This window comes from Halalkalicoccus sp. CG83, assembly GCF_037081715.1.
Lineage (GTDB): Archaea > Halobacteriota > Halobacteria > Halobacteriales > Halalkalicoccaceae > Halalkalicoccus > Halalkalicoccus ordinarius.
The window spans coordinates 2,474,415-2,499,085 of sequence record NZ_JAZDDH010000001.1 but is presented as its reverse complement, the minus strand read 5'-3'; the positions used below and the strand labels follow the sequence as shown (position 1 = coordinate 2,499,085).

Sequence of the window (24,671 nt, the reverse complement as noted above, 5' to 3'; positions counted from 1 at the left end):
AACTATTCACTTATATGGCAAACGAATTTCCGGAACAAGAGCTTCGAGAATTCATTTATCTGAATGATGAAAGTATAAACAGCCATCTTTCTTCTCTTGGTGTTGGACTAGAAACAGAGCATGTAACAGCTAGTTCAGACGAAAAAGAAACTACTAGTCGGTTCGCAGCTCTTGTTCCATCTCCTTTTGGCAGTTTTGGAGGTTCAGGAGGAGTTAGAAATGTGGATTTAGAAGAAACAGAACGTAATGTAGATATAACCGCACCATATAGATTCCAAGAATTAATTAGGCAAATAAAAGGTAGCTACGAAATCAAATTACCTGAACAAGGAGACGAGGTAAATTACGGAGATGTGGTGGCAATAGAAGGGATTGTGTCACCGCTTTCGCTCTTTCGATTCGAAATTGCTCAAGACTCTAATCTTACTCTTCAGCACTCAACCATAGCTATAATGAAACAAATGGAGAATTTCAGAAGTGTACTTGAAGATCATGGATTGAGTTCAGAACTAGATGAAATTAAGCGGCAGCAAGAGGGAGACAACGTAGTGAAAGACCCTACCGAGGTACAGGAAGCCCGATCTGATTTAACGGATACTTTTGTGAATATCTCGAAAGGACTCATCGGAGAAAGGGTACCTATCAGGGTAGATAGTCAAGGTAAGTTTAGAGGCCATTCTTACGGAGCTGTTTTAGATCGGAATCAGCTAAGAGTTCCAGTCAAACGAGCATTTTCTAAGCCAAAAAAGTATACAATATTTGGTAGAGTCGAAGATACGATCTCTGAATCTGAAGAATGGGATCCTATCGATACAACTAGGGTATTAGAGTCTTTTGCTAATGAGGATATAGGTATTAGTCGGTTTATGAAAGTTATCCGTAATATAGCGGAAGAAAACAAGGTCGAAATGTTAGATGAGCATGTAACAGTAGACGGACCGGCAACTGTAATTGATCCTCTCGCCGTCTACTGGTAAGAGATAGTTGGAAGAAACGAGACGAAAATTGGTGTGATCAACTTCTCTTTCAGACAGTCTGAGTTTTTCGAATAGTAATTTCTATATTAATCGCTATTCTAACACATAAATAGATGAGTTGGGGAGCGAAAATGCGATCTATTGTTAGCTCAGCTACTCTCTTATTTGTACTAATAGGCTTAGTAATTGGAGTTACAGTGTTTCTCCAGTACGTTAGCCAACAAACAATATTTACTGATGACTTAACCACTAATATCTTTTCAGGTTTGTTAGTTGCCTTCACTTATCTTCTCTACGCCGTTACCAGAAAACAGACTAGTATTTCAGAATCCCAACGAGAACTATTGAAACTCACATATCAACCACAGCTTCAACTTCGAATCCCACACGTCGAGGGGAACGAAATTAACATTCTAATCAAAAATAAAGGAAAAGGGATAGGGAAAAATTTTCGTCTTAGGATCGATCTCAAGTTAATGGATGGAACAAAAATAGAAGAGTATCGTCGCAATGAGGGGAGAGAACGTAGTCTGATACCTGTAGAAACTACGATCGAAAATGCGGAACATAGGTCTGCGTATGAAAGTACTAGTGAGATTCTTGAACCAGGTGAACAAGGGAATTACATAGTCAAACCACAGATGTGTGTTCTTGAACGTCTTGAGGACGAAACCACAATATCAACCTTGGCCTTCAAAATCATAAATTATTTTGAGGCGTTAGGAGGGGCAGAACGTCTTGCTAGCCGCTACTTTGATGATGAATTGCTTAGCATAAATTTCGTGGAAAAGAAGGACGAGGATAATTGGCTTAATGCCACTCTTCTTGCCCCGGTTTACAATCCATTCTGGGTACCCGCGTTGTCAAGAATGGATATCAACAACTGTGTTTATGCTCTTTCATTAGTGTATGAAGATGAGCAAGATGAGACACACATTGATATAATACAGCAAGGAAAAGTAAGAGATACAGAAAAACTGTCTAATACTGAGGATTTGATGGGTAATAAATATAGAACCGGAAAAGTTTCTATTACCGAGGGAGAAATCAGAGAAAGTATGGAGAAATCATATGTCTAACCGTTAGTAACGTGAAGATAGTCTCGTGCTAGCCTATATTGTCTAAGGCATCTCGTCGCCTCTTGGCGGAAACAGTGTCATTTGCCTTGATGATCAGAAAGAATCACGTATTCGGCTTGTAAAGGTAGAGTATCAAGTTATGGAAATAAATATTTCAAGCGTTTCATATGACTGTGGCAATCCGGATCTTACTGAATGGGGCGACTTCGTTCTCATTGGCCTGTGACCGAGTATTTCGATGTTTATGCCGTGTGAATTATTTCACTCTGTAGAGTAGGTACTGCCAATCGAAGAATATGCGGCCGCGAAGGCGGCAAAGAACGGGTATCCCTTAGCCCATTCGATCGAGGGCATCTCGTCGACGTTCAGTTGAGACGTTGTCGTACTTCATCGTCGTCTTGGGATCGCGGTGGCGAAGTTGCATCTGTGCCGCCTTTAGTCCTTCTTCCTCTGACATAGTTGTTCCAGTGCTGTGTCTGATCGCGTACCAAGTGAGACCCCGATCTGTAGTATCGATCCCAGCGATATCACAAACCTTCTCAAGGACGATTTTGAGCGAGCTAGATCCGTATGAAAGTTCCTGATGCCACACTCGTGGCACGTACGCACACGTTCTTGCATAGACTCAGTGCTTCAAACGTAGGAATTGGGATTCTCATGTCAGTCGAAAATGACAGCTCACGAAAACAGGTAACCCCACGTTCTCGAAACGTGGGACCCAGGCCTTGTGAATTTTATATAACAGTGATTGTAAGCAATTGCTCGAATAGGACCTCTACTATCGATCCAAAGTATAGTTGAGCTTCGAATAGCGAAGAGCTTCTCATCTGCCTCTTTTATTGTACTGGCACTGGTAGCATTGATCATGTCGAGATGGGATCACGCGAAGGAGTAAATCGCGGGAGTTAAACGGGGCTAGCCCGAAGCGGTTCGCGTAGGGCGCTTAGCTCAGTCTGGACAGAGTGCTTGGCTTCGGACCAAGTTGCCGCGGGTTCAAATCCTGCAGCGCCCACTTGCTTTCTCGTTGCATCAAAACCACATGACGGCATCGGTCCACTCGTAAATATTGTCAGGATGCGTATAGGGGATACATACGTGTTGCCTGTTGACTCCTCGCTGTCCTACGATTTTCCGGATACAAAGACGGTTTCGTAAATCGTTCTCATACCCGTACTGCCGCGACTCGGCTATAATAATATCATATTATTACCATATTTGCGATGCTTGAATAGCAGTAATCGAACATCTCTCGTCAGACCTGTCTGGTGCTGATGCTGGCGACGAGAATTGCCGGACTCGCAAAACCCCACCGAGTGTTCGGAAGGTGAACCTGTCTGAGTCGGGATGCCGCGCTACCAATTCTGATAGCATGGATGTAAACCGCCCAACCTCATCCCGTTCCATCGCGGAACAGGGAGTTCTCTCCCACGCTGGGGGAACTACAAACGACGCGGGTCGCCCGAACCGTGGTCGTTTACGAGGACCCCAAGGAACGGTCTCTCTTATCTCCTGAATGGTGGTAAGGGTTCGATACACGTTCGACAGAACCGATAGAGAGAGTCGTTGCAAGTCCCGCACTTCGAACAGGTCACGTTTACTCCCCCGTTCTCCAACAGCTGTGACGAGGTGGAATCACCCCCGTTCTGCCCGGACGGACTGCCCGGTATCTGGTGATTCTGGTTGTGGGGCTCGGCGAGAAGAATGTCCATCAGAACGGCTAAGCCAACGAGGATCCCGATTGAAAGCCCGAGATACAGGGCGATGTGGATAGTGCTCGGCATATGTTACAGATTTTAGTAGATGATAAAAACTTTCTCCGGAGCAACGAGAGGCCCATCCCGAGTTTGGAGATCGAACACTGAGTGATCTCCGAAATAGTGGTAAATCAGTTCTCGAGCGAAAAACCGTAGAATAGACTGTGGACCTCTCTGTATCCTCTCTAGAAGACAGTGAACTAAAAGACACTAGCTGTTATCCAGAGATAGAGGCATCCTGAACAAGCCTTTGCAAATGCATTTCAAAGAGGGCGATCGAGTACGAATTGATATTCCGGACCAATCCGGTCCTGACATCAAATCCCTGGAGAGCAGGGAATAATCGTTGACATTCTTCATGATGACGCTGAGTCTGAAACAGGGTATCGCCGAGCCCGTCCTCCGAGCCCGCCCAACACTCGTCTCTATCAGGGATCGAGGGACTCCCCGATCCCTTCAGTCATCTGGCTCGGTCTTCGATGGGGAGTCGTCCTTCGGTTCCGGCTGGAGCTGGCGGACGAGATTCAAATGCATCAGGTGAAGATGCATCCCGATTCCATAGAGGATGAGGCCCAGTCCAACGAACGTGAGTGGCATGAGTATCGCCCCGATCGCCTGTGAGGGACTACCGAGATTGGCGGGAAGGACGCCACCAACGGCCAACAGAAACGCACTCAGAATGACTCCCAATCCTGCGCGAATGACACGGGAGTACTGTCCGACCTGTTGAAGCCGCTCTTCGATCTCCTCTCGGGAGGGTGGTGATGTCTCGTGAGCCATGACTTACGACTCTTCTCTATTTCTCCTGAAGTAAAACCATGAGGGGGGAGTGGAGTTGGCGTTGGGTGCCGAGCCGAGGCCGTGTTCCGACAGGTCTCGGCGCGGTCACGCAGCACGTCAGCGCGGACCTGCCAGTGTTCGGCGTCATGACGGTCACACTCTTCAGCACGCTCCTCGCATGCTCCGGCACAGACTTCGGCACGTTCGGTGCTGTAGTTGCCGCCTCGTGTGCCGGGTCGTCACCTTCGTGCGATCGTCGGCCGGTCGGAGGGACTCTCGTCCGATACGACGAACGGGAGCTCAAGGGGTGCGCTCCAACGGCTCGCGCAATCGCCAGACGTCGGTCTCCGGATCGAGGCGATGTGGCTCGGACCCTCGTTCAGTGAGGATGCCGCTGTGGTAGAGCATCGCCTTCAGCTGGAAGACCGTCGGCGAGTGAAAGACGGTCCCGTCCCTCAACTCTCCGACTCGAAGATCGCCCTCTGCATCCAACACTCGACCACGCACGTCGTCGGTTCCGCGCAGGAACAGTTCGACTGTGAACGTCGGGTTCTGGACGTGCAACCACTCGACGAGGTCGACGAGCGATGGTTCGCGGATGCCGTCGTCATGCATGGTCTGGAGCTCCTCGACCAAGAGCCGGGTCGCCGGATACGCCCAGACGACGCGCCTGGTCAACAGCCCCCACTCCGGAGCGAGGTCACAGAACCGTTTCTGCGAGCGCTTCCAGTCGTCGAACGCTGTGAACGCGGCGTCGATCGATCCATAGCGCCCCAGCGCGAACCGGACCACCTCTTCGCCGAGCGGCGTGATTTCGGTGTGATCGGGTTTCTCCGCTATCAGTCCGAGGAAGACGACCCCGCGACGGGCGTCGGTCGTTGCTCCGACGACGTGTTCCGCGAGTACTCCGTCGGTATCGTCGCGGTGGTAGAGTGCGAGCGGAACGCCGAGATAGTTCTTCGGGTGATTCAGCCCGAACGACCCGTCAGTGACTCCCTGCACCGTGGCCTGAAACCGGATAGCTGCGGCGCCATCGGACGTCCGATTACCGACGACACGCGGGATCTCTAGCGGATCGACTTCCCCACCTGCATCGACTCCCAGTACGCCGATGTTGAGTTCGCGAGCGAGCGTCCGCGCCGATTGTGAAATCGCCTGGACGGGTGCTGCGACGTAAGCGGCGTTGGCCTCGTGGAGGCGATCGTACGCTTGGACCACGCCGCGTTCGACGTCGACGGTCCCCAAACCAGTGTACCCCTTGGCCTCGATGGCGATCAGTGGTGGTTGGTTCCCGAAGCGCTCCACAGCGAGGAGGTCCGACTCGAGGAGACGGACGCCAACGAGGTCGGGGTAGCCCGAACCCAGTTGAACGTGGTTGAACGGCGCGAGCTGCTCACGTACGTCCGGGGAAATGGGTTGGTCAGGGAGCCACTCGTCCATTGCAAACTGCGTATCCACGACCGAATAGGTCTGAGACTCGTCTTCGTCAGGAAAGAGGCGGCGCTTAGCGTGAGCGAGGACTTCCGGTTCCGGAAGAGATACTGCACTGGTCATACAGTTGGGTCTCGAGTAAACCGGATGAACGTTCGGTACCCTCGAGGAGAGTCGATTTGGACCGGTTCGTCTCGGTATGCACGGGTCAGTTACCTCACTACTCGTCGCTAGCCTGTCCTCTCGTCCGACGGATTCGGCTGTGTTCCTCCACGAGAGGTCGGTCGCATCTGACCGTCACTCGAAATTGCTGAGACAGTCCGTGGTCGTCGTTTGCTTGACTGGTCGGTGGAGAAGGGAATGCCCAGGTGCGCCGCGCTTCTGGGCCTGTTCGCGGGTTACCGAATCGTTCGATTGGATCCTCCCTGATAACAGATCCTCCACGAGATCGATGCAACGAAAAGTACTATAAACGTTCGCGCCATTCGCTGAACGACGGTAATTGATCATGGATGATAGACGACCAGCGGTAAATTGGAATCGGCGGAGGGTACTGGGGACTATCGGCGTTACGGTGACCGGCGGGTTTACGGGCTCTGTATCGGGGACGGCGGACACGAGTAGGGGTCTCGAGGGAGGTTCACCGCGTCCGGGGCCCGACGTACTTTACGACGAGCTAACCACCGCACCTCAGTTCGAGAACGGCGAACACTGGGATGCGGATCCGCTCTTGGTCTGTGGTACCGACGCCTACATCGACGGCGAGTATCTCTATCAGGATTACGTCCACGACGACTATGGCGCTAACACGACCGATGCGGTCGTCCCGCCCCATCCTCAGCCTAACGACGACACCGCCTACGGCGAGAACGGTGGGATGACGGGCGACGTCGTCTATCCAACTGATGATGAGACGTTTCATCACAACGCTGCCGATCTCCTCGAGTTCCGTGCCACGGTAGAGGGTAACCAGGTCCGCTACCGAATCACGCTCAACACGATGGTCGACCCGGAAGCGACGGGAATCGCCATCGGTATCGATCGTAGCGGGGACGGGGGTACTGACGACTGGGGCTATGGTATCGGCGAGCTCGGACCGCTTGGCTTGGACGACGTTCTCGTTACCTGGGGAACTGGCGCGGAATTCAACGGTGAACCGGTCGAGTCGACCGTTGATCCCGATCGAAATCAGATCGAGGTCGTCGTCCCGCGTGCTCCCGGCGAGGAAGTCTGGCGTCACTACCTGGCCGTCGGGCTGTTCGACGCCGACGAAAAACGGTTCAGAGCGGTCCAAGAACTGCCTGACGGGTCGAATCCGGGCGGTGCTCACGGTGAGAACCCACCGCCGATCTTCAACGTCGGCTTTCGCTTCGACGAGCCCGTCGGCGCACCGAACATCGACCGCGATACCGGTGAGATCACCGTCGATCTCGAAACCGGCGAGACGCTCGAAGACGGGACTGAAACCGGCTCACGTGGCCTGGGCTACGGCCATTACCGTGATCACGCCCAGGCCTCTGCCCTCGATAAGCGCGACATCAGCGAGTTCCATGCTGACATCGACTTCGAAAGGCTCCGGCGACGAGAGACCGAACGGCACGTCCCCGAATCGGGCTTCATGACCCGGCTGTATTCCTCACGCTACGAGTTGGGATCGGGAGTCGATACTGAGGAGGACGTCCTGCTCGGTCGAGTCCAGCCCTATGGGGTCTACGTACCCGAGAACCTCGAAACGGACGACCCCGCTCGGCTTCACCTCCACATGCATTCTCTGGGCTCGACCTACAACGAGTATGCCGTCCTGAGTCCGAACCTCTATCAACAGCTCGGCGAGGATCGGAACGCAATCGTACTGACCCCGGGTGGGCGTGGTCCCGCGGGTTGGTACCGCCAAGAGGCCGAGCTCGACGTTTTCGAAGCGTGGAACGACCTCGCGGCGTGCTACGAGATCGACTTCGATAACGTGACCCTCGGCGGATACTCGATGGGCGGGTTCGGCACGTTCCGTCTCGGAGCGTTCTATCCCGATCTCTTCGCGCGAACGTTCATCGTCGCTGCGGCGGCAAACGATACCTACGAAGGGAGCTCCGACCGGCTTCTCGATACGTTCCGGTCGCTTCCGGTCTTGATGTGGAACGGCGCCAACGACCAGCTCGTTCCGGCCCCTGCATATACGGCCACCCAAGAACGACTTCGGGAGCTGGGCTATCGCCACGAACTCGATGTCTTCCCCGGTTACGATCATTTCACGTTCGCGATCGATGACGAGTGGGGCCCCGGCCGAGAGTTCCTCAACGACTCGGAGGTACCTCGGCGTCCATCGGAAGTAACCTACCGTCGGATTCCCCGCTTCGATGCCGAGCAGTTCGATCTCGTTCACGATGGCGCGTTCTGGATCTCGGACATCGGAGTCGAAGGGAACGTCGACGATGGGACGATCAGCGTTCGATCGCTCGCGATCGGCGAGACACCCCCTGAAACGAATGATTACGAACGTACGGGTACTGAGCCTGCGCCTCATCAGAAGCGCGGCACCGAGTGGGATCTGCCGCGGGATTCTGCGCCGACGGAGAACGCCCTTGAGATCGACCTCTCCGACGTAACCCGGTCCACGATCTGGGTGACGGAGGCCGGATTAGCGTCCGAGGATCCGATCACGCTCCATCTCGACAGCGATCAGGAGGCAACGCTTCGACTCACTGACGGTGAACGGGAGGAGACCGTCGAGGTACCGACGGGCGAGAGCGAGCAGACGATTGAGCTATGAGGGAGTAGGTGACCTCTGCTCGTTACGCGTATAGAGCGCAGAACCCGGAAACCTCCCGCTCCAATCACCTATTATCTCAGAGTATATTCATAGAACATTAGTGGAGAAATACTAATATAATATTATTTATAAATAGGTATAAGACGTACGTTCATCGAATTCAGCAGGGGAGCTGAGAGGTAAGAGACGCCTCAGTCGGGTCCCCTCACGCCACGATCATCCATGCAACGTAGATCATTCCTGAAAACGGTCGGCGTCGCATCGATCGGCTTCGGAGCCATCGGAACGGCGAGTGCTGACCCGGATAGAGACAAGTATCGACCGGGTGGGCCACAGCTCGGCAGCCCGAAGTCGATCAATCTGAACGCCTTTCGCACGAACGAGGAGCTCACGAAAGAACTCGAAAAGATCGACCGAAAGAGCGGCCGTGTCTCGCTAGAGGAGATCGGCCGCTCGGCCGGTCGACATGACCCGATCTGGGAGGTCGAAGTCGGCGATGGCGATACGGTCGTCCATCTGATCACACAGATCCACGGGGACGAAGCGATCGGCACCGAGGTCGCGCTCAAACTGATCAAGAGCCTCGGCATGAGCAACTCACGACGGGTCGATCACATCCTCGACAACCTCTCGTTTACCATCGTTCCGCGGGTCAATCCCGACGGTGCGATGTATCACTATGACTTCGATAACGACGGTGACGACGAGTGGGTCGGGCGTCGTCAGAACACCCAGTCATGGAGCGAGACTGATTCACGATATCGGCCGTATTATCATTCCACTTCTCCCGGAGACAGCCCGGGTTATGACATGAATCGTGACTTCAACATCCGCCCACCGTCGGAGTTCGATCCGCAGACGGACGACCAAGAGGAGTGGTGGTCCGACCAACAGTACTTGGACATGCCGTATGAGGGCCATACACTCTTCGCGAGTGGTCTTCGGTTAGCGCCTGAAGTCAGGGCAGTCACGGAGTCGTTCATCGACGCTGACCCCGATTACGCGATCACACATCATCACAAGGGCGGGAGCCTATATCCGAACTCCGGCGACGGAAACAAACCCGCCGAACAGACCCTCATGAGCGTGATGGCGGCCTACGGCGAGGAGTATCTCGATCGTTCGCCGTTCTATCCTGCGGATCATGAGCCAGTTACCGAAGCGGTCAACCCGTTTCTCGACTACGAGACGAGCACGCGTTCGATTCGGCTGAACTCGCTGGTAATCGACGCACTCGCCGAGCGGGGCAACAGCGTCTTCGATAGCATCACTCGGTACGGGTATTATCCGCTTTGGGGGTCGTACCTCGACGGCCTGTGTCCGAACATCGCCAATGGTGGCGACGGCGTCGCAGGGATGCTTTACGAAGTCGCCTATCAGACAGATGATCTCGGCCAGAAGGCCATTGGCCGGCAGATGGAACTCACGAAGGTCGGATTTCTCGAATCGTTCGACGCGCTCGCCGACGATCCCGAACTGAGCGACTACAGCGTCGAGACCTACTTCGACGCTCCGCTATATGGTGAGGAGGTCGAACTGCGATGACAGAGCTATCCCTTCACCGCCGACGCGTGCTGAAAGCAGCAGGGGGATCGCTTGGCGCTCTCACGCTGGGATCGTCGCTCGCAGCAGGTGATTCGACCCAGCGGTTCATCGTTGACAGCAAAGGCCTTCAAAACGACGACGGCCTCGAGATCGTCCATGATTTGAGTCCCGTCGATCTCCTCGTAGTGCGGGCAACCGAAGCACGGCTCGACGATTCACGAGCCGCCTTTGTGTCGGACAGGCGGATGGCACGCGGTCCGTATCAGCCGGTGCGGCAGGACAGATTCGAGTATCCCGAGGAAGGAACCGATCTCTTCGGCTATCAGTGGGACAAGCATGATCAGGGGGTTCCAGAGGCCCACGAGATCACTAGAGGGGAGGGCACTCGCGTCGCGATAATCGATACCGGTATCGCGGCTGGTCACCCCGATCTCGATGGCCAGGTCGATCTCGATCTCTCGAAGAGCTTTGCTAGCGATGAGTATGGAGTCGGAGAGCCGTACGGCGGAGCGCACGGCACACACGTTGCGGGTATCGTTGCTGCTAACGATCGGAGAGACGGTGGTGTCGTCGGTTCCGCTCCAGGCACGGACCTCGTCGATCTGCGTGTCTTCGATGCGGTACTCAGTAGCCGGGGTCGACAGGATCTGCCCCCTGAGTACTGGGGCGAGACGTGGATGGGATCGGTGATTGCGGCTCTCGTCTATGCTGCCGAGATCGGTTGTGACGCTGTGAACCTCAGCCTTGGCTGGACGTGGGAGATGCGCAGCGAAGGCTGGGGGGAATTCTGGGGGCGAGTCCACCAGCGAGTCGGGAACCATGCACGGCGACGAGGGACACTCCACACCCATGCAAGTGGCAACTGGGGTGAGAGCCTCCAGTTCAACCAAGACGAAACGGACTCGTCCCAGACTGCTGGTGGCATCACGACCAGTGCGACCGGCCCCGTCGGCTTCGATCCCGAGACTGGCAACTACGAGGAACCCCCGTACTCACCGGCGACCTACACGACACACGGCGTCGGTGCGATCGATCTTGCCGCTCCAGGTGGGAAGGGCGGTGATTCCAAATACGATAACGTCGTGAACACGGTAGCGTATCCGAACTTCGCCGAGGACGGTGCCTATCTCGGCACCGACTACGGATACGGCTGGTTTGCGGGAACGTCAATGGCTGCACCACAGGTAGCGGGGGCGGCTGCCCTCGTGAAAAGCGCCAATCAGCACTACAACAGCAACCAGGTCAGAACGACTTTGCTACGGACTGCTGAGATTCCTGACGACTACGAGAAGAAATACTACGGACGAGGTGGCTATCTCGACACCGCAGCAGCGCTACAGGAGTGAATCGTCTCCCGGAGGAGATCTCCTTCCATTGCGTTCGATGCGTCAGCTAGTGACTCAGGAGGATAGACCTCCGGCCAACTGGTCAGCAGGTGGTCCGTATCGACGTACATCCGTGACAGCCCCATCTCGACCCCAGAGATACCGACTGCTATTCGGTCATCACGGAGAGTCAGTCCACATGGAACGGATGGATCGAGGCGGGTCGAGATTCCGCCCGACGAAGTAGGGCGTCTCCAAGACCGGTCCATACCTTTTCTAGTCCACGCTAGGATCGCCAGCCAGTCCGGGGGGAGTGACCGGATCGTCCTCGATGTCGTAGCTGCTGATGGTCCTACTGCCCCTCGAACCACTCCATCCCTTCGAGCGAGATCTCGTACGTGTCGTCGCGTTCGCAGTACCGGATCACGTACTCGGTCGGGTAGTATCCGGCCGTGGGGAAGACCGCCGGCGTTTCGACGGGTACGCTGACTTCCCCCTGCTCGAGGAACTGATCCGACCGGAGGAACTCCTCAGTGATCATCGGTTCGGTGAACGTGAGTTCGCCAGTTCCATCGCCGCTGTAGGTGTTGACCGAGACCGTGGATCCATCCGGTCCGATCGGTAGATCGACCGTCCCATCCGGCTCGTCCAAGTCGATGCTCGGGTCATACACGCCGTAGATGTAGGTGTGGGTGAACGTCCCTCCCGGATGGAACTCGGGCGTGTTCTCGTTGTAGATGTGTTCGCCCATGTTTTTGATGATGAACCGAGGTTCCTCGTAAACGTAGTCGGTGGGGAACTGCTCCTCGGGGAGGTCGTAAGTCGCAACTCCGACCAGCGGGAGCGGCCCGGGAGCGGTGATGGCCTCTACGTCAGCCTCCTCCACGAAGTAGAAGTGGAGGTCGAAGTGGGGTACGGACCAAATGCCGACCGGCGGGTGGCCCTGTGGGTTCCAGTCGATCCCCGCGAACGTGTAGTTCAACCCCTCTACGTCGGGGAAATCGAGATGGAAGTGCTCCCCCTCCGGGAGACCGGTGAGATGGTCGAATGCATCTCCCGTCATCCGAATGCTGAGCCGTATCGGCTTGTTTGCCTCGTTGACCGTGGCCGACGTCCAGACGTTGTCGCTGCCACTGCCGAGGACGTCGACTCCTTCTCCGACTGCGGTCTCGGGAGCGCCTCGATGTGACGGCCGAGCACCAGCTACCCCGCTAAGAGCCATCGATCCGATGAGTGTAGCACCGACTCCCTGGAGCATTGTTCGCCGGTTGATTCCTTGTGAAACGAAGTATGATGACGTGTTCATCATCATCATTAACTATTACTTATGAAGGCATAAAGAGGCGTGAATAGTGTTAGCAGTAGTCCTAGATCGATGAAGGAGTGAGAGCTCACGAGCAGGTCCGACATCGCCGACCCATCGGATGAAGCGCTTCCTCTCGGACCACAGAGACACCGTTGGCACGGATCGGTACGTCGTCCGAGCGTAGTTGCTGCTCGCGAATCGACGACTAACCAGGAACGCGGCCGCTGATGACGTTCGCGGTCGTCCCGAGAAGGTCCCTGCGGGGCTCGCCATACACCGTTGTGATCCGGCGAACGAACATCCCGTACCGTCCATTCGAGATGGCCTCCGGTGCCCTTTTCTGAGATCGATCCGACCCCTTGCATGTCAGTTCGTCTTTAGGCTAGCCTAAAATCCGGAGCCTTTATCATCTTTTAGGCAAGCCTAAAGTACGGATGCGACGAGCAAGTATACAAGCGACGACCGCCGCAGCGGTTCCGACCTGGTACGGAGGGAGCGGCCGATGAGCTACCGGGATACGGGAAACGCCACGATACTCTCTCAACAGGCCGAGCGGGAATCGAACGCGCGAACGTATCCACGTCACCTTCCCTTGGCCATCCGCGAGGCAGAAGGACTACGCGTGACGGACATGGATGGGAACGACTACTACGACTGTCTCGCCGGGGCAGGCACGCTCGCGCTCGGGCATAACCACCCCCGAGTAATCGAGGCGATGGAACGAACGTTGGATGCTAATCGACCGATCCATACCCTCGATGTCTCTACGCCGACGAAAGAGCGGTTCGTCGACTCGCTCTTCGAGAGTCTTCCCGACGAGTTCAGCGAACACGCAAAGATTCAATTCTGTAGCCCCGCCGGTACGGACGCCGTCGAGGCGGCCTTGAAGCTCGTCAAGACTGCGACGGGAAACCGGAGCGTGCTGGGGTTCCAGGGCGCCTACCACGGGATGACGAACGGCGCGCTCAGCCTGATGGGTGATACCGATGCCAAGGAGCCGATTCCAGGGCTGATGAACGACGTCCATCACCTCCCGTATCCGTCCGACTATCGCTGTCCCTTCGGTATCGGCGGCGAGGAGGGGCACCGAACGGCCAGCCAGTACGTCGAGGGACTCCTCTCGGATCCCGGAAGTGGCGTTCCGGAGCCCGCCGGAATGATCCTCGAACCGGTTCAGGGCGAGGCGGGCGCCGTCCCCGCTCCCGACGAGTGGCTCCGGGAAATTCGACGCATCACTCGCGAGCGCGACGTTCCGCTGATCCTCGATGAGATCCAGACGGGCCTCGGTCGCACGGGCGAGCTGTACGCGTTCGAACGCGCTGATATCTCGCCCGACGTCCTCACGCTCTCGAAGGCCATCGGCGGCGGTCTGCCGCTCGCGGTCGTCGTCTACGACGAATCGCTCGACGTCTGGGAGCCGGGCGCTCACGCCGGTACGTTCCGCGGCAACCAGCTCGCGATGGCCGCCGGCGAAGCGACGATCGATCACGTCCTCGAGCACGACCTCGCGGATCACGCCGCCGGCGTCGGCGCACGCCTGCGTGACCGACTCGAATCGACCGCCGGACGGTTCGACGCGATCGGCGACGTGCACGGTCGCGGCCTGATGCTCGGCGTCGAGTTCGTCGACCGGGATGCCGACTGGAGCGGGCCGGGTCCTCACGCTCCGAACGGCGACCTCGCCGAGTCCGTACAGGCCGAGTGTTTCGATCGCGGTCTCATCATCGAACTCGGCGGTCGGGAAAGCGCCACCGCGCGGTTCCTCCCGCCGCTGATCGTCTCCGCGAAACAGATCGGCGAGATCGCGACGATCTTCGACGAGGCCGTCGCGTCCGTCCTTGAGGGGCGGAAAGGAACCCGAGAGGTGAGCGCATGAGCACGGACGGACTGTTTCTGGGAACCGACCGCGGCGACGCCGAGTACAGAGCGGCGATGAAGCAGGCGATCGACGCCGTGCTCGACGTGGTCGCGGATCGCGAGGACCCGTACTCGGGTGCCGCTCCCGACGCGCTTTCGGAGTCCCTCGGCGACCCCGTCGTCCCCGAGGAGGGACGCGGTCTCGAGACGACGCTCGACGAGGTCGCCGAACGGGTACTGGCACACTCGGTCGACCCGTCGAACCCGCGGTGTGGAGCCCACCTCCAGTGTCCGCCGATGGTTCCGGGACTGGCCGCCGAGGCGCTGCTGTCGGCGACGAATCAGTCGCTCGACTCGTTCGATCAGGCGCCCGCCGCCACGGTGGTCGAAGAGCGGGTCGTCGACGCGCTCTGTGACCTGTTCGACCTTCCCAGGGAGGCGGACGGCGTCTTCACGAGTGGCGGCACCCAGTCGAACTTCCAGGCGCTGTTGCTCGCCCGCGATCGGTACTGCGCCCGCCAGTTCGACCGAGACGTCCAAAACGAGGGCCTTCCCCCCGAGGCCGACTCGTTGCGGGTCCTCTGCTCGGCCGAAGCCCACTTCACCGCGAAGCAGGCCGCGCACCATCTCGGACTCGGCGAGGACGCCGTCGTTACCGTCCCGACGGACGGCGACCGTCGAATGGAGCCCGACGCGCTCGAGACGACGCTCGCGGCCCTCCGGGATCGAGGGGCCGCTCCGTTCGCTCTCGTCGGCACCGCGGGCACCACCGACTTCGGCAGCATCGACCCGCTCGACGCTCTCGCCGACTCGGCCGCCGAACATGGCCTCTGGTTCCACGTGGATGCGGCCTACGGCGGGGCACTCGCCGTGAGCGACGAGTACGGGGATCTCCTCGAGGGACTCGAACGGGCCGACTCCGTCGCCGTCGACTTCCACAAGTTGTTCTACCAGCCGATCAGCTGTGGAGCGCTCCTCGTTCGGGACGGCGGGACGTTCCGGTGGATGGCCCGCAACGCCGCCTACCTCAACCCCGAGGCCGACGACGACCGCGGGGTACCGAACCTCGTCGCGAAGTCCGTCCAGACGACTCGCCGGTTCGACGCGCTGAAGCCCTACGTCGCGTTCCGGACGCTCGGGCGGTCGGGGATGGCCGCCCTCGTCGAACGGACCCTCGCGCTGGCCGACGAGGTCGCCGAGTTACTCGGATCGGCCGACGACTTCGAACTGCTCGGCGATCCGACGCTGAACGCCGTCGTCTTCCGCTACCGACCCCACGAGGGGATGACCGACGAGGAGACGAGCCGGCTGAACGCCGCCGTCCGGCGGGAGCTCCTCGCGGACGGGCGGGCGGTCGTGGCCCGCACCGAGGTCGACGGCGCCACCAGCCTGAAACTCACCCTGCTGAACCCGACTGCGACCCTCGAGGACGTCGGAGCGATTCTCGAGGCCGTCCGCGACTGCGGGACGACGGTCAGCGGGACCCGGGAGGTGGCTGCATGAGCTCCGGCGTCGATCCACGCGTAATGGACGGGGTGACCGACGTCGATCCCGCCCAACGGGCCGACGCGGCGACCGTCCACGCCCTCCTCAACTGCTATCTCCGCGAGACCGGCGAGTACGACGTTCTCGATGGAGGTGCCGTCGGCGTCGAGCCCGGATCCGACGGCCTCCTCCGGGCGATGCTCCCCGAACAGGGCATCGAGCTGGTGGCGCCGCTCGCGTATCGTTCACCGACGGAACGACATCTGTTCGTGACGCCCGTTCGCTACCGGCTCCCGAACGGGACGGTCCAGCCGGTCGACGCGGCGACCCTCGCCGCGCTCGTCCTGAAGGACCTCTCGCTCGCCGGCGACGGTGACGCCGTTCCGGACGAACTGCTCGAGCGCGTCCTCCGGAGCAAGCAGAACGTCGAGTCGTTCGTCGCGACACGGGCCGACGACGACCGGCTCTACGCCCCGGAACAGTCGTTCCGGGACGCCGAGCAGGCGCTCGTTTTCGGGCACCATCGTCACCCCACCCCGAAGAGCCGGCAGGGAATCGCGGCGCGCGACCGGGCGACCTACGCGCCGGAGCTGCGGGGCTCGTTCCCGCTTCACTACTTCCGAGCCGAGCCGGATCTCGTGACGACCGACTCGGCGCTCGAGCGAAGCGCCGCGACCTGGGTGAACGACGCCCTCCGAGACGATCCGGCGGTGTCCGCGTCGTTCGTCGCCGAGCACGTCGAGAGCGAGGACGTTCTCCTGCCGATCCACCCCTGGCAGGCCGACTACCTCCTCGATCAGCCCCACGTTCGGCGTCACCTCGGCGACGGCCTCGAACACCTCGGCGCAGTCGGGCAGGAGTTCTACCCGACGACCTCGGTCCGAACGCTCTACAGCGAGACCGCGCCGTTCATGGTGAAGTCGTCGCTGCACGTGACGATCACCAATTCAGTCCGGACGAACAAGCGCCCCGAACTCGAGCGTGGCGTCGCCGTCGCCGAACTCCTCGACACCGAGTTCGGCGACGAACTGGAGGCGGCATTTCCCGCCTTCGATGTCGTTCGCGATCCCGCGTACCTCGCGCTCGACGTCGGCGATGACCGCGAGTCGGGACTGGAGACGATACTGCGGGCTAACCCGTTCCAGGGTAGGGCCGCCGAGAACGCGACCCCCCTGGCGTCGCTGTGCCAGGACGCCATCGCCGGTCCCTCGCGGCTCGGCCGGGTCGTCGCGGGAATCGCCGAGCACGAGGGCCGATCGACGGAGGCGGTCAGCGCGGAGTGGTTCCGTCGGTATCTCGAGATCGGGATCCGACCGGTGCTCTGGCTCTACCTCGTCCAGGGAGTGGGCCTCGAGGCCCACCAGCAGAACTCCGTTCTCACCCTCGACGAGGCGGGCTACCCCGACGCGTTCCGCTACCGGGACAACCAGGGGTTCTACTTCCCCGAATCGCTCCACTCGACGGTCGATGCGTATCTACCCGGGGTCGGCGAGCGTGCAGACACCGTCTGTGCGGACGCCATCGCGGACGAACGGCTCCGGTACTACGTGATCCTGAACAACGTTCTCGACCTGATCAACGCGTTCGGCTGTGCCGGACTCGTCTCGGAACGGCGGCTGCTGGGGTTGCTCCGCGAGGAACTCGAACGCGCTTGCGACCGGTACGACCGCCCCTCGTCGGACTTCCTCGAACCACTGCTCGAGTCACCGACGATCCCCTGCAAGGCGAACCTGCTCACCCGGTTTCGGGGGCTCGACGAACTGGAGAACGACCTCGAGAACCAGTCAGTCTACACTGACGTGACCAATCCGCTCGTCACCGAATTCGATCGACGACAATGACAGGACCAGACGCGATCATCGCGGCCGATTACGACTACCAGATCCACGACCGACGCATCGACCGAACGATTTCGCTCCGGCAGGCGACCCTCGAGCGTGACCTCGGCCGTCTTCACGCGTGGCTCGGCAGCGAACACGTGAAACCGTACTGGCAGCTCGACCTTCCCGTGCCGGCGTTTCGCGACCGACTCGTCTCGAAGCTCTCGGACGACCACCTCACGCCCTACGTCGGCTGTCTCGACCACGTCCCGATGAGCTACTGGGAGTGTTACCGGGCCGCCGAAGACGACGTCGCGAACCACTACGACGCGGCGCCGACGGACCGGGGCGTTCACCTGCTGATCGGCCCCGAGGAGTATCTCGGTCGGGGCTACGCCCGCCCGCTGTTGCGGGCCGTCGTCGCCATGCAGTTTCGCGACCCCGAGACCGATCGGGTGATCGCGGAGCCCGACGCCCGCAACGACCGCGCGATCGACGTCTTCGAGGACTGTGGGTTCGAACCCCGCAGGGAGTTTCGCTTCGAGAAGGCCGAGAAGGACGCCGTTCTGGTGGTCTGTGAGCGCGAGCGCTTCGAGTCCGCGATGCCCGGCGACGTCGGCGATATCGCCGACGGAGCGACCGCTCGAGCCGACGCCGAGGGTGAACACCGATGATCGAGACCGACGAAGGATCCGTCCACGACGTCGTCGGCGTCGGTCTCGGTCCGTTCAACCTCGGCCTCGCGGCCCTGCTCGATGGCCTCGAGGAGGACGTCGACGCCGCCTTCCTCGAACGCGACGCCGAGTTTCACTGGCACGAGGGAATGCTGCTCGAGGGGGCGACGCTGGAGGTGCCGTTCCTCGCGGACCTCGTGACGCTTGCGGACCCGACGAACCCCCATAGCTACCTCAACTACCTGCGGGAGCGAGGACGGATCTACGAGTTTTACTTCTACGAGACGTTCCAGATCCCTCGGCGGGAGTACGACGAGTACCTCCGCTGGGTCGCCGAGCGTCTCGAGAGCTGTCGATTCGAGCGGGAGGTCATCGCCGTCCGGTGGGACGACGACCGCGAGAACTACGTCGTTGCCGCCGAGCGCCCTGAGACCGGCGAACGCTTCGAGTACCGCGGAGAGCACCTCGCGCTCGGGATCGGGTCTCGACCGCGGGTTCCCGAACCGCTTCGGGGACACTCCGAGGAGGACGTCTTTCACACCGCGCGATATCGCCACAACCGCGATCGCGCGCTCGACGCGGACTCGATCACCGTCGTCGGCTCCGGCCAGAGCGCCGCCGAGGTGTTCCAGGATCTGCTGGAACGCCAGCCCGAAGGCGGCTACCGCCTCGATTGGCTGACCCGCTCGGAGGGCTTCTTTCCCATGGAATACTCGAAACTCGGCCTCCAGCACTTCACGCCCGAGTACATGCAGTACGTCTACGACCTCCCCCAGGACGTCAGAGACGACCTCGTGTCGGATCAGGACCTGCTCTATAAGGGGATCGACCCGGGGACGAGCGCCGAGATCTACGACCTGCTCTACCGGCGCTCGATCGGCGACCGGGAGCCGGACGTCGGGCTCTTCGCGATGACCGAAGTCCGAGACATCGAATCGATCGGCGACGCGTACGCGCTCGACTGTCACCAGTGGCAGGCCGAGGAGTCGTTCGTCCACGAGAGCGAGGTCACGATCCTCGGCACCGGTTACGAGCGGGTCGTTCCGTCGTTCCTCGCGCCGCTCGAGGACCGAATCGCGTGGGACGATCGCGGACGATTCCACGTGACCGAGGACCACCGACTCGAGATCGACCTGCCGGGGGACGTCTTCCTCCAGAACGCCGAACTCCACACCCACGGCGTCGGCGTTCCCGATCTCGGGCTTGGCTGTCATCGCAACGCGACGTTCGTCAACCGGCTGGTCGGCCACGAGCTCTACCCTGCGGACACCGACACCGTCTACCAGGACTTCTCGGTCGACCGATTCGTCGACCGCGCGCCAGGCGCCTCCCAGCGTGGGAGCGAATCGACCGCGAGCACGACGCCGACGCAGGACGATTAGTACGATGGATCCGAACGACACCACCCGACGGAACGCGCTAGACGCAGAGATCTGGGAGACGGTCGAACGCCGTCTTCTGACGAAGATGGTAGAGGAGTTCACCTACGAGGAGATCCTCACGCCACGACGAGTCGACGCCGGCGATGAGCGCGTCACCTATCGCTTCGATCTCGCCGACGCGGCGTACCGCTTCGAGGCGACCGAACGGCTGATGGACAGCGTTCACGTCCACGAAGGGACCGTCGAACGGCACGATGACGCGTGGGAGTCCCTCGACGATCCGCTCCGCCTGCTGCGGGACCTGGGCGAGGCGACCGAGCTCGAGGGACTCACCGAGGGCAACCTCGTCCGCGAGTACAAGCGCACGCTGCTGGCCGAGGCCCACGTCGAGGCCCGCCAGCGCGACCGGGAGGAGTTCGACCCGCTCGAACTCGACTACGCCCGTCTCGAGGGCGAGATGGACGGCCATCCGTGGATCACCTACAACAAGGGCCGGCTCGGCTGGGGATACGACGACTACAGGCGCTACGCTCCGGAGCGAAAGGAACCCGTGACCCTCTCCTGGGCCGCCGTCAGTCGGGAGAAGGCGACGTTCGTCGGCACCGAGGACGTCGACCACGACGCGCTCGTCCGGAGCGAACTGGGCGATACCTACGGCACGTTCCGGGACCGGCTTACCGATCGGGGGCTCGATCCGGACGCCTACTACTTCCTGCCGGTTCACGACTGGCAGTGGGACAACAGCGTCGTCCCGCTGTTCCCCGACGACATCGCCAGCGACGATATCGTCCCGCTGGGCGAAGGACCGGATCGGTACCTCCCGCAGCAGTCGGTCCGCACGTTCGTCAACCTCGACGACGAGGACAAACACCACGTGAAGGTACCGATGCGCATCCTCAACACGCTCGTCTGGCGCGGGCTGCCGGGCGAACGGACGGAGCTCGCGCCGACGGTCACCGAGTACATCCAGGGGATCTACGAGGACGACGAGTTCCTCCAGGACCAGGGACTGGTGTTGCCCGGCGAGATCGCCGGGATCAACTACGATCACTCGACGTTCACCGACATCGAGGACTCGCCGTACCAGTATCACGAGCTGCTCGGGACCGTCTGGCGGGAGTCGATCTACACGTTCCTCGACGAGAACGAGCGCGCGGTCACGCTCTCGGCGCTCATGCACGTCGACGGCGAGAGCGAGCCGTACGTCTCCCGGCTCGTCGAGCGTTCCGGCCTCACCACCGACGAGTGGCTCGAGGAGTTCTTCGACACCGTGCTCCCGCCGCTACTTCACTTCCTCTACCGCTACGGAACGGTGTTCTCCCCACACGGCCAGAACACGATCCTGATCGTCGAGGACGGCGTGCCGACGCGGCTGGCGGTCAAGGACTTCGTCGACGACGTGAACGTGAGCGATCGGTCCCTGCCCGAACTCGAGGCGCTTCCCGACGAGATGCACGCCGTGCTTCGAAAGGAACCGCCGGAGGGTCTCTGTCAGTTCATCTTCTCCGGGCTGTTCGTCTGCGTGCTCCGCTACGTCGCGGACGTCCTCGAGGTCCACGAGGAGTATCCCGAGGAGCGGTTCTGGGCCCATGCCCGGGAGGCGATCCTCGACTACCAGGCCCGGTTCCCCGAACTCGAGGAGCGCTTCGAGCTGTTCGACCTGCTCCAGCCGGAGTTCACGAAGCTCACCCTCAACCGCAACCGGATCTTCGAGTACGGCTACGACGACGCACCCGGTCGCCCGCACGCCTCCGAGCACGGGACGGTCACGAACGCGCTGTACGAAGTCCGGGACGTCGTTCCCGAGAGAGCGAAACAGCCAGGTGTTACCGACGAGTAGTTCGGAGCGGACGGTTGCGAACCATCTGTGCCTCCCGAGTGCGATCACCTCGTCCAGCGAATCGGTGTCGATGAACCGGTAGAGCGCCAGCAGCCCCTCCCTCACCCTCGTCGCCGACGAACCCTCGCTAGATCCCTCCGCACCTCCGGTGTCGAGAGGGGGAACGAAGGCCGTATTCGTCCCTCTCCTCCGCCGGAGACGGCGTCCGTTCGGTCCGCGAATCGCTCTCCCGTTCGACGAGCGTCAAAAACTGGTAGCGGACGGAACGCCCGCCGGCGCCGACGGGAACGACCGTAACCGGGAACGCAGGGAGCTCATCCATTCACCCTTCGTGACCCGTCGGTACCGTATGATCGCATTGTAATACGTGATAATAACCTTTCGGATCCGTCCTCCTCGGGGAGAACGGCGAGTCCCGAGGAGCGGCGAATCGGACGAACCCCGAGACGTCACCGACGGGCCGGTGCGGTTCGATCGGCGTGCCACGACCGCGACGGCGTCGGCGGCCGCACGTCCCGCGCGTTTATGCCGCCGGGCACACTCTTCTCCGCCAAACATGAGCAACGATCTCACGGTGGCCGAGGAGACCGTTCGGAAGGCCTGTGGCGAGGGAACGCTTCCTCAGATGGGGGTCATAGAACAGATCTGGGACGCGGACCCGATTCCGACCGAGCGGGTCGAGGACCGGGCGGCGACGGCGGTGGCCGATCTGGAATTCGAGGGGGTCCCGGACGGCGGCGAGGTGGCGATCGGCGCGGGCAGCCGAGGGATCGCGAACCTCTCCGAACTCGTCGCCGGCACGGTCCGGGGCGTCCGGGAATCGGGCTACGAGCCGTTCGTCTTTCCGGCGATGGGATCGCACGGCGGGGCGACCGCCGAGGGCCAACGCGAGAAGCTCGCGACCCTCGGCGTCACCGAGGACTCGATCGGCTGTGAGATCCGCGCGACGATGGACGTCGTCGAGATCGGACGCACGCCCGAACGGGACGTGCCGGTCTACGCCGACGCCCACGCCGTCGAGGCGGACGCGATCGTCCCCGTGAACCGGATCAAGCCCCACACCGACTTCGGCGGCGAGGTCGAGAGTGGGCTCTCGAAGATGCTCGTCATCGGCATGGGCAAGCAGGCCGGCGCCAAGACCGCTCACGACTGGGCCGTCGACTGGAGCCTCCGCAACATGCTCCCCGAGATCACCGAGCGACTGCTGGAGGAGCTCCCCGTCGCGGGCGGGGTCGCCGTCGTCGAGGACCAGCACGACGACACCGCCCTGATCGAGGGGATCCCGCCCTCGGGGTTCCTGCGGCGCGAGGCCGAACTCCTCGAGACGGCGCAGGAGCTCATGCCGACGCTCCCGTTCGACGCCGTCGACGTGCTCGTCGTCGATCGGATCGGCAAGGACGTCAGCGGCCAGGGGATGGACACCAACGTCACCGGTCGCCGACACTTCACCATCGACGAGCCCGAACCCGAGTCCCCCGACGTGAAGCGGATCTACGTCCGCGGCTTCACCGACTGGACGAAGGGGAACGCGATGGGGATGGGGGCGGCGGACTTCGCCCACCGCGATCTCCTGGCGGGGCTCGATAGCTCGAAGTCGCTGATCAACGCCATCACCGCGAGCACCGTTCGCGGAGTCCGTCTCCCGCCCGTGGTCGAGACGGACCGGGCGGGACTGATCGCCGCCCTCGGAACGATCGGCCCCGTGACCGGTGACGAGGCCCGCGTCCTCCGGGTCACTGACACGATGCGCCTGAAGCGGTGTTACGCCTCCGAGCCGCTGATCGAGGCCGCCCGCGACCGCGACGACCTCCGGGTCGTCGACGAGCCCGCCCCCGTCGGGTTCGACGACGAAGGGGAGTTCGTTGCCCCCTCGCCGGAGTGAGACCGGAGCCGACGCGGTCCGGGTCGTGACCCCTCGATCTAGATACGTAGCCACCCGAACGATCGACGGCTTCTAGCGTAGCTCCAACTGCTATGGTCGGGAGGAGTCTACTCGGTGTAAGAATGACGGAGATCCAACGAACCTCGATCGAGGTGGAGACGCAGACCCGAACGCCGAGCATGGCCGTCGTTGCCGCGGTAGCGGACGCGAGGGGCGTCGATCCGCTCCGACTCGAGCCGCTCGCGAACTCGATCGATCCCGAGGCGCTGGATCGGCTCTTCGCGGACACCTACGGCGGTCAATCCCGGATGGTCGGGCGCGTCACCTTCGAGTTGGCCGGCTGTGAGGTGACCGTAACGCGCGCCGACGGCGGCGCCGTTACGGCGACGGTCGCCGGAAACGGGTTGGAGGCCGTCGTCGAGGGGTGATGATACGAGACCGGAGCGAGCGAACGGACGGGTCCACGGACGGAAACGACGTCGAACGGTGTGTCAACTGCGGTGATCGGATCGAGACCGACGAGTGGCACCCCGTCGATACCGCTCGAGATGCCGACGGCGAGTTCGTGCTCGTCCAGTTCTGTACGGAGGCCTGTCGCGACGCATGGTCGAAGGAGTGACGCGCGACTCGCGTATCCCCTCGCCGGCCGGGCCGCCGCCTCGCGGCGGCCGTCCCTTCCCAGCACAATTTATTATATACTACAACCATACGGAACGAAAGGTTAAAACCCGAAACCCTCTTCACTAAGAGGGATAGCACATGTCCTC

The 24,671-nt window shown here is 60.5% G+C and carries 18 protein-coding genes, 1 tRNA gene and 2 pseudogenes; 15 read left to right on the top strand and 6 right to left on the bottom strand.

Going from position 1 to position 24,671, the window contains the following annotated elements; genetic code table 11:
• The first annotated feature begins 14 nt into the window (after nt 1-14).
• Nucleotides 15-977, top strand: a complete 963-nt coding sequence (locus V0Z78_RS12980; RefSeq protein ID WP_336345058.1) for a DUF6414 family protein — start codon at nt 15-17, stop codon at nt 975-977.
• 113 nt (nt 978-1,090) lie between these two features.
• Nucleotides 1,091-2,056 carry a hypothetical protein gene (locus V0Z78_RS12975; RefSeq protein WP_336345057.1) on the top strand — a complete coding sequence of 322 codons (966 nt, stop codon included), beginning with the start codon at nt 1,091-1,093 and terminating at the stop codon, nt 2,054-2,056.
• Between the two features lie 331 nt (nt 2,057-2,387).
• Here V0Z78_RS12975 and V0Z78_RS19070 read toward each other — a convergent pair.
• Nucleotides 2,388-2,627 (bottom strand): annotated as a pseudogene (locus tag V0Z78_RS19070) (tyrosine-type recombinase/integrase); the annotation flags it as partial.
• A gap of 366 nt (nt 2,628-2,993) precedes the next feature.
• On the opposite strand from V0Z78_RS19070, the gene V0Z78_RS12970 reads away from it, so the two are divergent.
• Nucleotides 2,994-3,068: transfer RNA gene (locus tag V0Z78_RS12970), tRNA-Arg, on the top strand.
• Nucleotides 3,069-3,558: 490 nt separating this feature from the next.
• On the opposite strand, the gene V0Z78_RS19225 is transcribed toward V0Z78_RS12970, so the two are convergent.
• From V0Z78_RS19225 to V0Z78_RS12960, 4 genes and pseudogenes are all read right to left on the bottom strand, one after another.
• Entirely contained in the window at nt 3,559-3,765 is a 207-nt protein-coding gene (locus tag V0Z78_RS19225; protein ID WP_457852011.1) for a DUF7577 domain-containing protein, read from the bottom strand.
• 896 nt (nt 3,766-4,661) lie between these two features.
• Nucleotides 4,662-4,817: pseudogene (locus V0Z78_RS19065) on the bottom strand (four-helix bundle copper-binding protein); the annotation flags it as partial.
• Between the two features lie 73 nt (nt 4,818-4,890).
• Nucleotides 4,891-6,144, bottom strand: a complete 1,254-nt coding sequence (locus V0Z78_RS12965; RefSeq protein WP_336345056.1) for a hypothetical protein — start codon at nt 6,142-6,144, stop codon at nt 4,891-4,893.
• Between the two features lie 553 nt (nt 6,145-6,697).
• Entirely contained in the window at nt 6,698-6,943 is a 246-nt protein-coding gene (locus V0Z78_RS12960) for a hypothetical protein (protein ID WP_336345055.1), read from the bottom strand.
• 78 nt (nt 6,944-7,021) lie between these two features.
• On the opposite strand from V0Z78_RS12960, the gene V0Z78_RS12955 reads away from it, so the two are divergent.
• The 3 genes from V0Z78_RS12955 to V0Z78_RS12945 all read left to right on the top strand — a co-directional run bounded on the left by V0Z78_RS12955 (nt 7,022) and on the right by V0Z78_RS12945 (nt 11,679).
• Complete coding sequence (locus V0Z78_RS12955; protein ID WP_336345054.1) at nt 7,022-8,788, top strand: dienelactone hydrolase family protein; 1,767 nt, start codon at nt 7,022-7,024, stop codon at nt 8,786-8,788.
• Between the two features lie 222 nt (nt 8,789-9,010).
• Complete coding sequence (locus tag V0Z78_RS12950; protein WP_336345053.1) at nt 9,011-10,333, top strand: M14 family zinc carboxypeptidase; 1,323 nt, start codon at nt 9,011-9,013, stop codon at nt 10,331-10,333.
• Complete coding sequence (locus V0Z78_RS12945) at nt 10,330-11,679, top strand: S8 family peptidase (protein WP_336345052.1); 1,350 nt, start codon at nt 10,330-10,332, stop codon at nt 11,677-11,679. Before V0Z78_RS12950 ends, V0Z78_RS12945 begins: the two co-directional genes overlap by 4 nt.
• Before the next feature lie 331 nt (nt 11,680-12,010).
• Here V0Z78_RS12945 and V0Z78_RS12940 read toward each other — a convergent pair whose 3' ends face one another.
• Nucleotides 12,011-12,721 carry a hypothetical protein gene (locus V0Z78_RS12940; protein WP_336345051.1) on the bottom strand — a complete coding sequence of 237 codons (711 nt, stop codon included), beginning with the start codon at nt 12,719-12,721 and terminating at the stop codon, nt 12,011-12,013.
• A 745-nt stretch (nt 12,722-13,466) separates the two neighbouring features.
• Here V0Z78_RS12940 and V0Z78_RS12935 point away from each other — a divergent pair.
• From V0Z78_RS12935 to V0Z78_RS12895, 9 genes are all read left to right on the top strand, one after another.
• Entirely contained in the window at nt 13,467-14,840 is a 1,374-nt protein-coding gene (locus tag V0Z78_RS12935; protein WP_336345050.1) for a diaminobutyrate--2-oxoglutarate transaminase, read from the top strand.
• Nucleotides 14,837-16,324 carry a pyridoxal phosphate-dependent decarboxylase family protein gene (locus V0Z78_RS12930; RefSeq protein ID WP_336345049.1) on the top strand — a complete coding sequence of 496 codons (1,488 nt, stop codon included), beginning with the start codon at nt 14,837-14,839 and terminating at the stop codon, nt 16,322-16,324. The genes V0Z78_RS12935 and V0Z78_RS12930 overlap by 4 nt, the downstream gene beginning before the upstream one ends.
• Nucleotides 16,321-18,147, top strand: a complete 1,827-nt coding sequence (locus V0Z78_RS12925; RefSeq protein ID WP_336345048.1) for an IucA/IucC family protein — start codon at nt 16,321-16,323, stop codon at nt 18,145-18,147. Before V0Z78_RS12930 ends, V0Z78_RS12925 begins: the two co-directional genes overlap by 4 nt.
• Nucleotides 18,144-18,800 (top strand): GNAT family N-acetyltransferase, encoded by a 657-nt coding sequence (locus V0Z78_RS12920; protein WP_336345047.1) that lies wholly within the window; start codon nt 18,144-18,146, stop codon nt 18,798-18,800. The genes V0Z78_RS12925 and V0Z78_RS12920 overlap by 4 nt, the downstream gene beginning before the upstream one ends.
• On the top strand, nt 18,797-20,182 hold the full coding sequence (locus V0Z78_RS12915) for a lysine N(6)-hydroxylase/L-ornithine N(5)-oxygenase family protein (RefSeq protein ID WP_336345046.1): 1,386 nt from the start codon (nt 18,797-18,799) through the stop codon (nt 20,180-20,182). The genes V0Z78_RS12920 and V0Z78_RS12915 overlap by 4 nt, the downstream gene beginning before the upstream one ends.
• A 4-nt stretch (nt 20,183-20,186) precedes the next feature.
• On the top strand, nt 20,187-22,022 hold the full coding sequence (locus V0Z78_RS12910) for an IucA/IucC family protein (RefSeq protein ID WP_336345045.1): 1,836 nt from the start codon (nt 20,187-20,189) through the stop codon (nt 22,020-22,022).
• A 556-nt stretch (nt 22,023-22,578) separates the two neighbouring features.
• Nucleotides 22,579-23,904, top strand: a complete 1,326-nt coding sequence (locus V0Z78_RS12905; protein ID WP_336345044.1) for a nickel pincer cofactor-dependent isomerase, group 22 — start codon at nt 22,579-22,581, stop codon at nt 23,902-23,904.
• A gap of 122 nt (nt 23,905-24,026) precedes the next feature.
• Nucleotides 24,027-24,332 carry a HalOD1 output domain-containing protein gene (locus V0Z78_RS12900; RefSeq protein ID WP_336345043.1) on the top strand — a complete coding sequence of 102 codons (306 nt, stop codon included), beginning with the start codon at nt 24,027-24,029 and terminating at the stop codon, nt 24,330-24,332.
• Complete coding sequence (locus V0Z78_RS12895; protein ID WP_336345042.1) at nt 24,332-24,523, top strand: DUF7576 family protein; 192 nt, start codon at nt 24,332-24,334, stop codon at nt 24,521-24,523. Before V0Z78_RS12900 ends, V0Z78_RS12895 begins: the two co-directional genes overlap by 1 nt.
• The last annotated feature ends 148 nt before the right edge of the window (nt 24,524-24,671 follow it).

Excerpts from the sequence above, each read along its gene's own strand:
- V0Z78_RS12935 (WP_336345050.1), top strand. The coding sequence starts at position 13,467 with ATGAGCTACCGGGATACGGGAAACGCCACGATACTCTCTCAACAGGCC.
- V0Z78_RS12950 (WP_336345053.1), top strand. The coding sequence starts at position 9,011 with ATGCAACGTAGATCATTCCTGAAAACGGTCGGCGTCGCATCGATCGGC.
- V0Z78_RS12905 (WP_336345044.1), top strand. The coding sequence starts at position 22,579 with ATGAGCAACGATCTCACGGTGGCCGAGGAGACCGTTCGGAAGGCCTGT.
- V0Z78_RS12940 (WP_336345051.1), bottom strand. The coding sequence starts at position 12,721 with ATGACGGGAGATGCATTCGACCATCTCACCGGTCTCCCGGAGGGGGAG.
- V0Z78_RS12965 (WP_336345056.1), bottom strand. The coding sequence starts at position 6,144 with ATGACCAGTGCAGTATCTCTTCCGGAACCGGAAGTCCTCGCTCACGCT.
- V0Z78_RS12915 (WP_336345046.1), top strand. The coding sequence starts at position 18,797 with ATGATCGAGACCGACGAAGGATCCGTCCACGACGTCGTCGGCGTCGGT.
- V0Z78_RS19225 (WP_457852011.1), bottom strand. The coding sequence starts at position 3,765 with ATGGACATTCTTCTCGCCGAGCCCCACAACCAGAATCACCAGATACCG.
- V0Z78_RS12945 (WP_336345052.1), top strand. The coding sequence starts at position 10,330 with ATGACAGAGCTATCCCTTCACCGCCGACGCGTGCTGAAAGCAGCAGGG.
- V0Z78_RS12960 (WP_336345055.1), bottom strand. The coding sequence starts at position 6,943 with ATGAAACGTCTCATCATCAGTTGGATAGACGACGTCGCCCGTCATCCC.
- V0Z78_RS12920 (WP_336345047.1), top strand. The coding sequence starts at position 18,144 with ATGACAGGACCAGACGCGATCATCGCGGCCGATTACGACTACCAGATC.
- V0Z78_RS12910 (WP_336345045.1), top strand. The coding sequence starts at position 20,187 with ATGGATCCGAACGACACCACCCGACGGAACGCGCTAGACGCAGAGATC.
- V0Z78_RS12895 (WP_336345042.1), top strand. The coding sequence starts at position 24,332 with ATGATACGAGACCGGAGCGAGCGAACGGACGGGTCCACGGACGGAAAC.
- V0Z78_RS12925 (WP_336345048.1), top strand. The coding sequence starts at position 16,321 with ATGAGCTCCGGCGTCGATCCACGCGTAATGGACGGGGTGACCGACGTC.
- V0Z78_RS12955 (WP_336345054.1), top strand. The coding sequence starts at position 7,022 with ATGGTCGACCCGGAAGCGACGGGAATCGCCATCGGTATCGATCGTAGC.
- V0Z78_RS12900 (WP_336345043.1), top strand. The coding sequence starts at position 24,027 with ATGACGGAGATCCAACGAACCTCGATCGAGGTGGAGACGCAGACCCGA.
- V0Z78_RS12975 (WP_336345057.1), top strand. The coding sequence starts at position 1,091 with ATGAGTTGGGGAGCGAAAATGCGATCTATTGTTAGCTCAGCTACTCTC.
- V0Z78_RS12930 (WP_336345049.1), top strand. The coding sequence starts at position 14,837 with ATGAGCACGGACGGACTGTTTCTGGGAACCGACCGCGGCGACGCCGAG.
- V0Z78_RS12980 (WP_336345058.1), top strand. The coding sequence starts at position 15 with ATGGCAAACGAATTTCCGGAACAAGAGCTTCGAGAATTCATTTATCTG.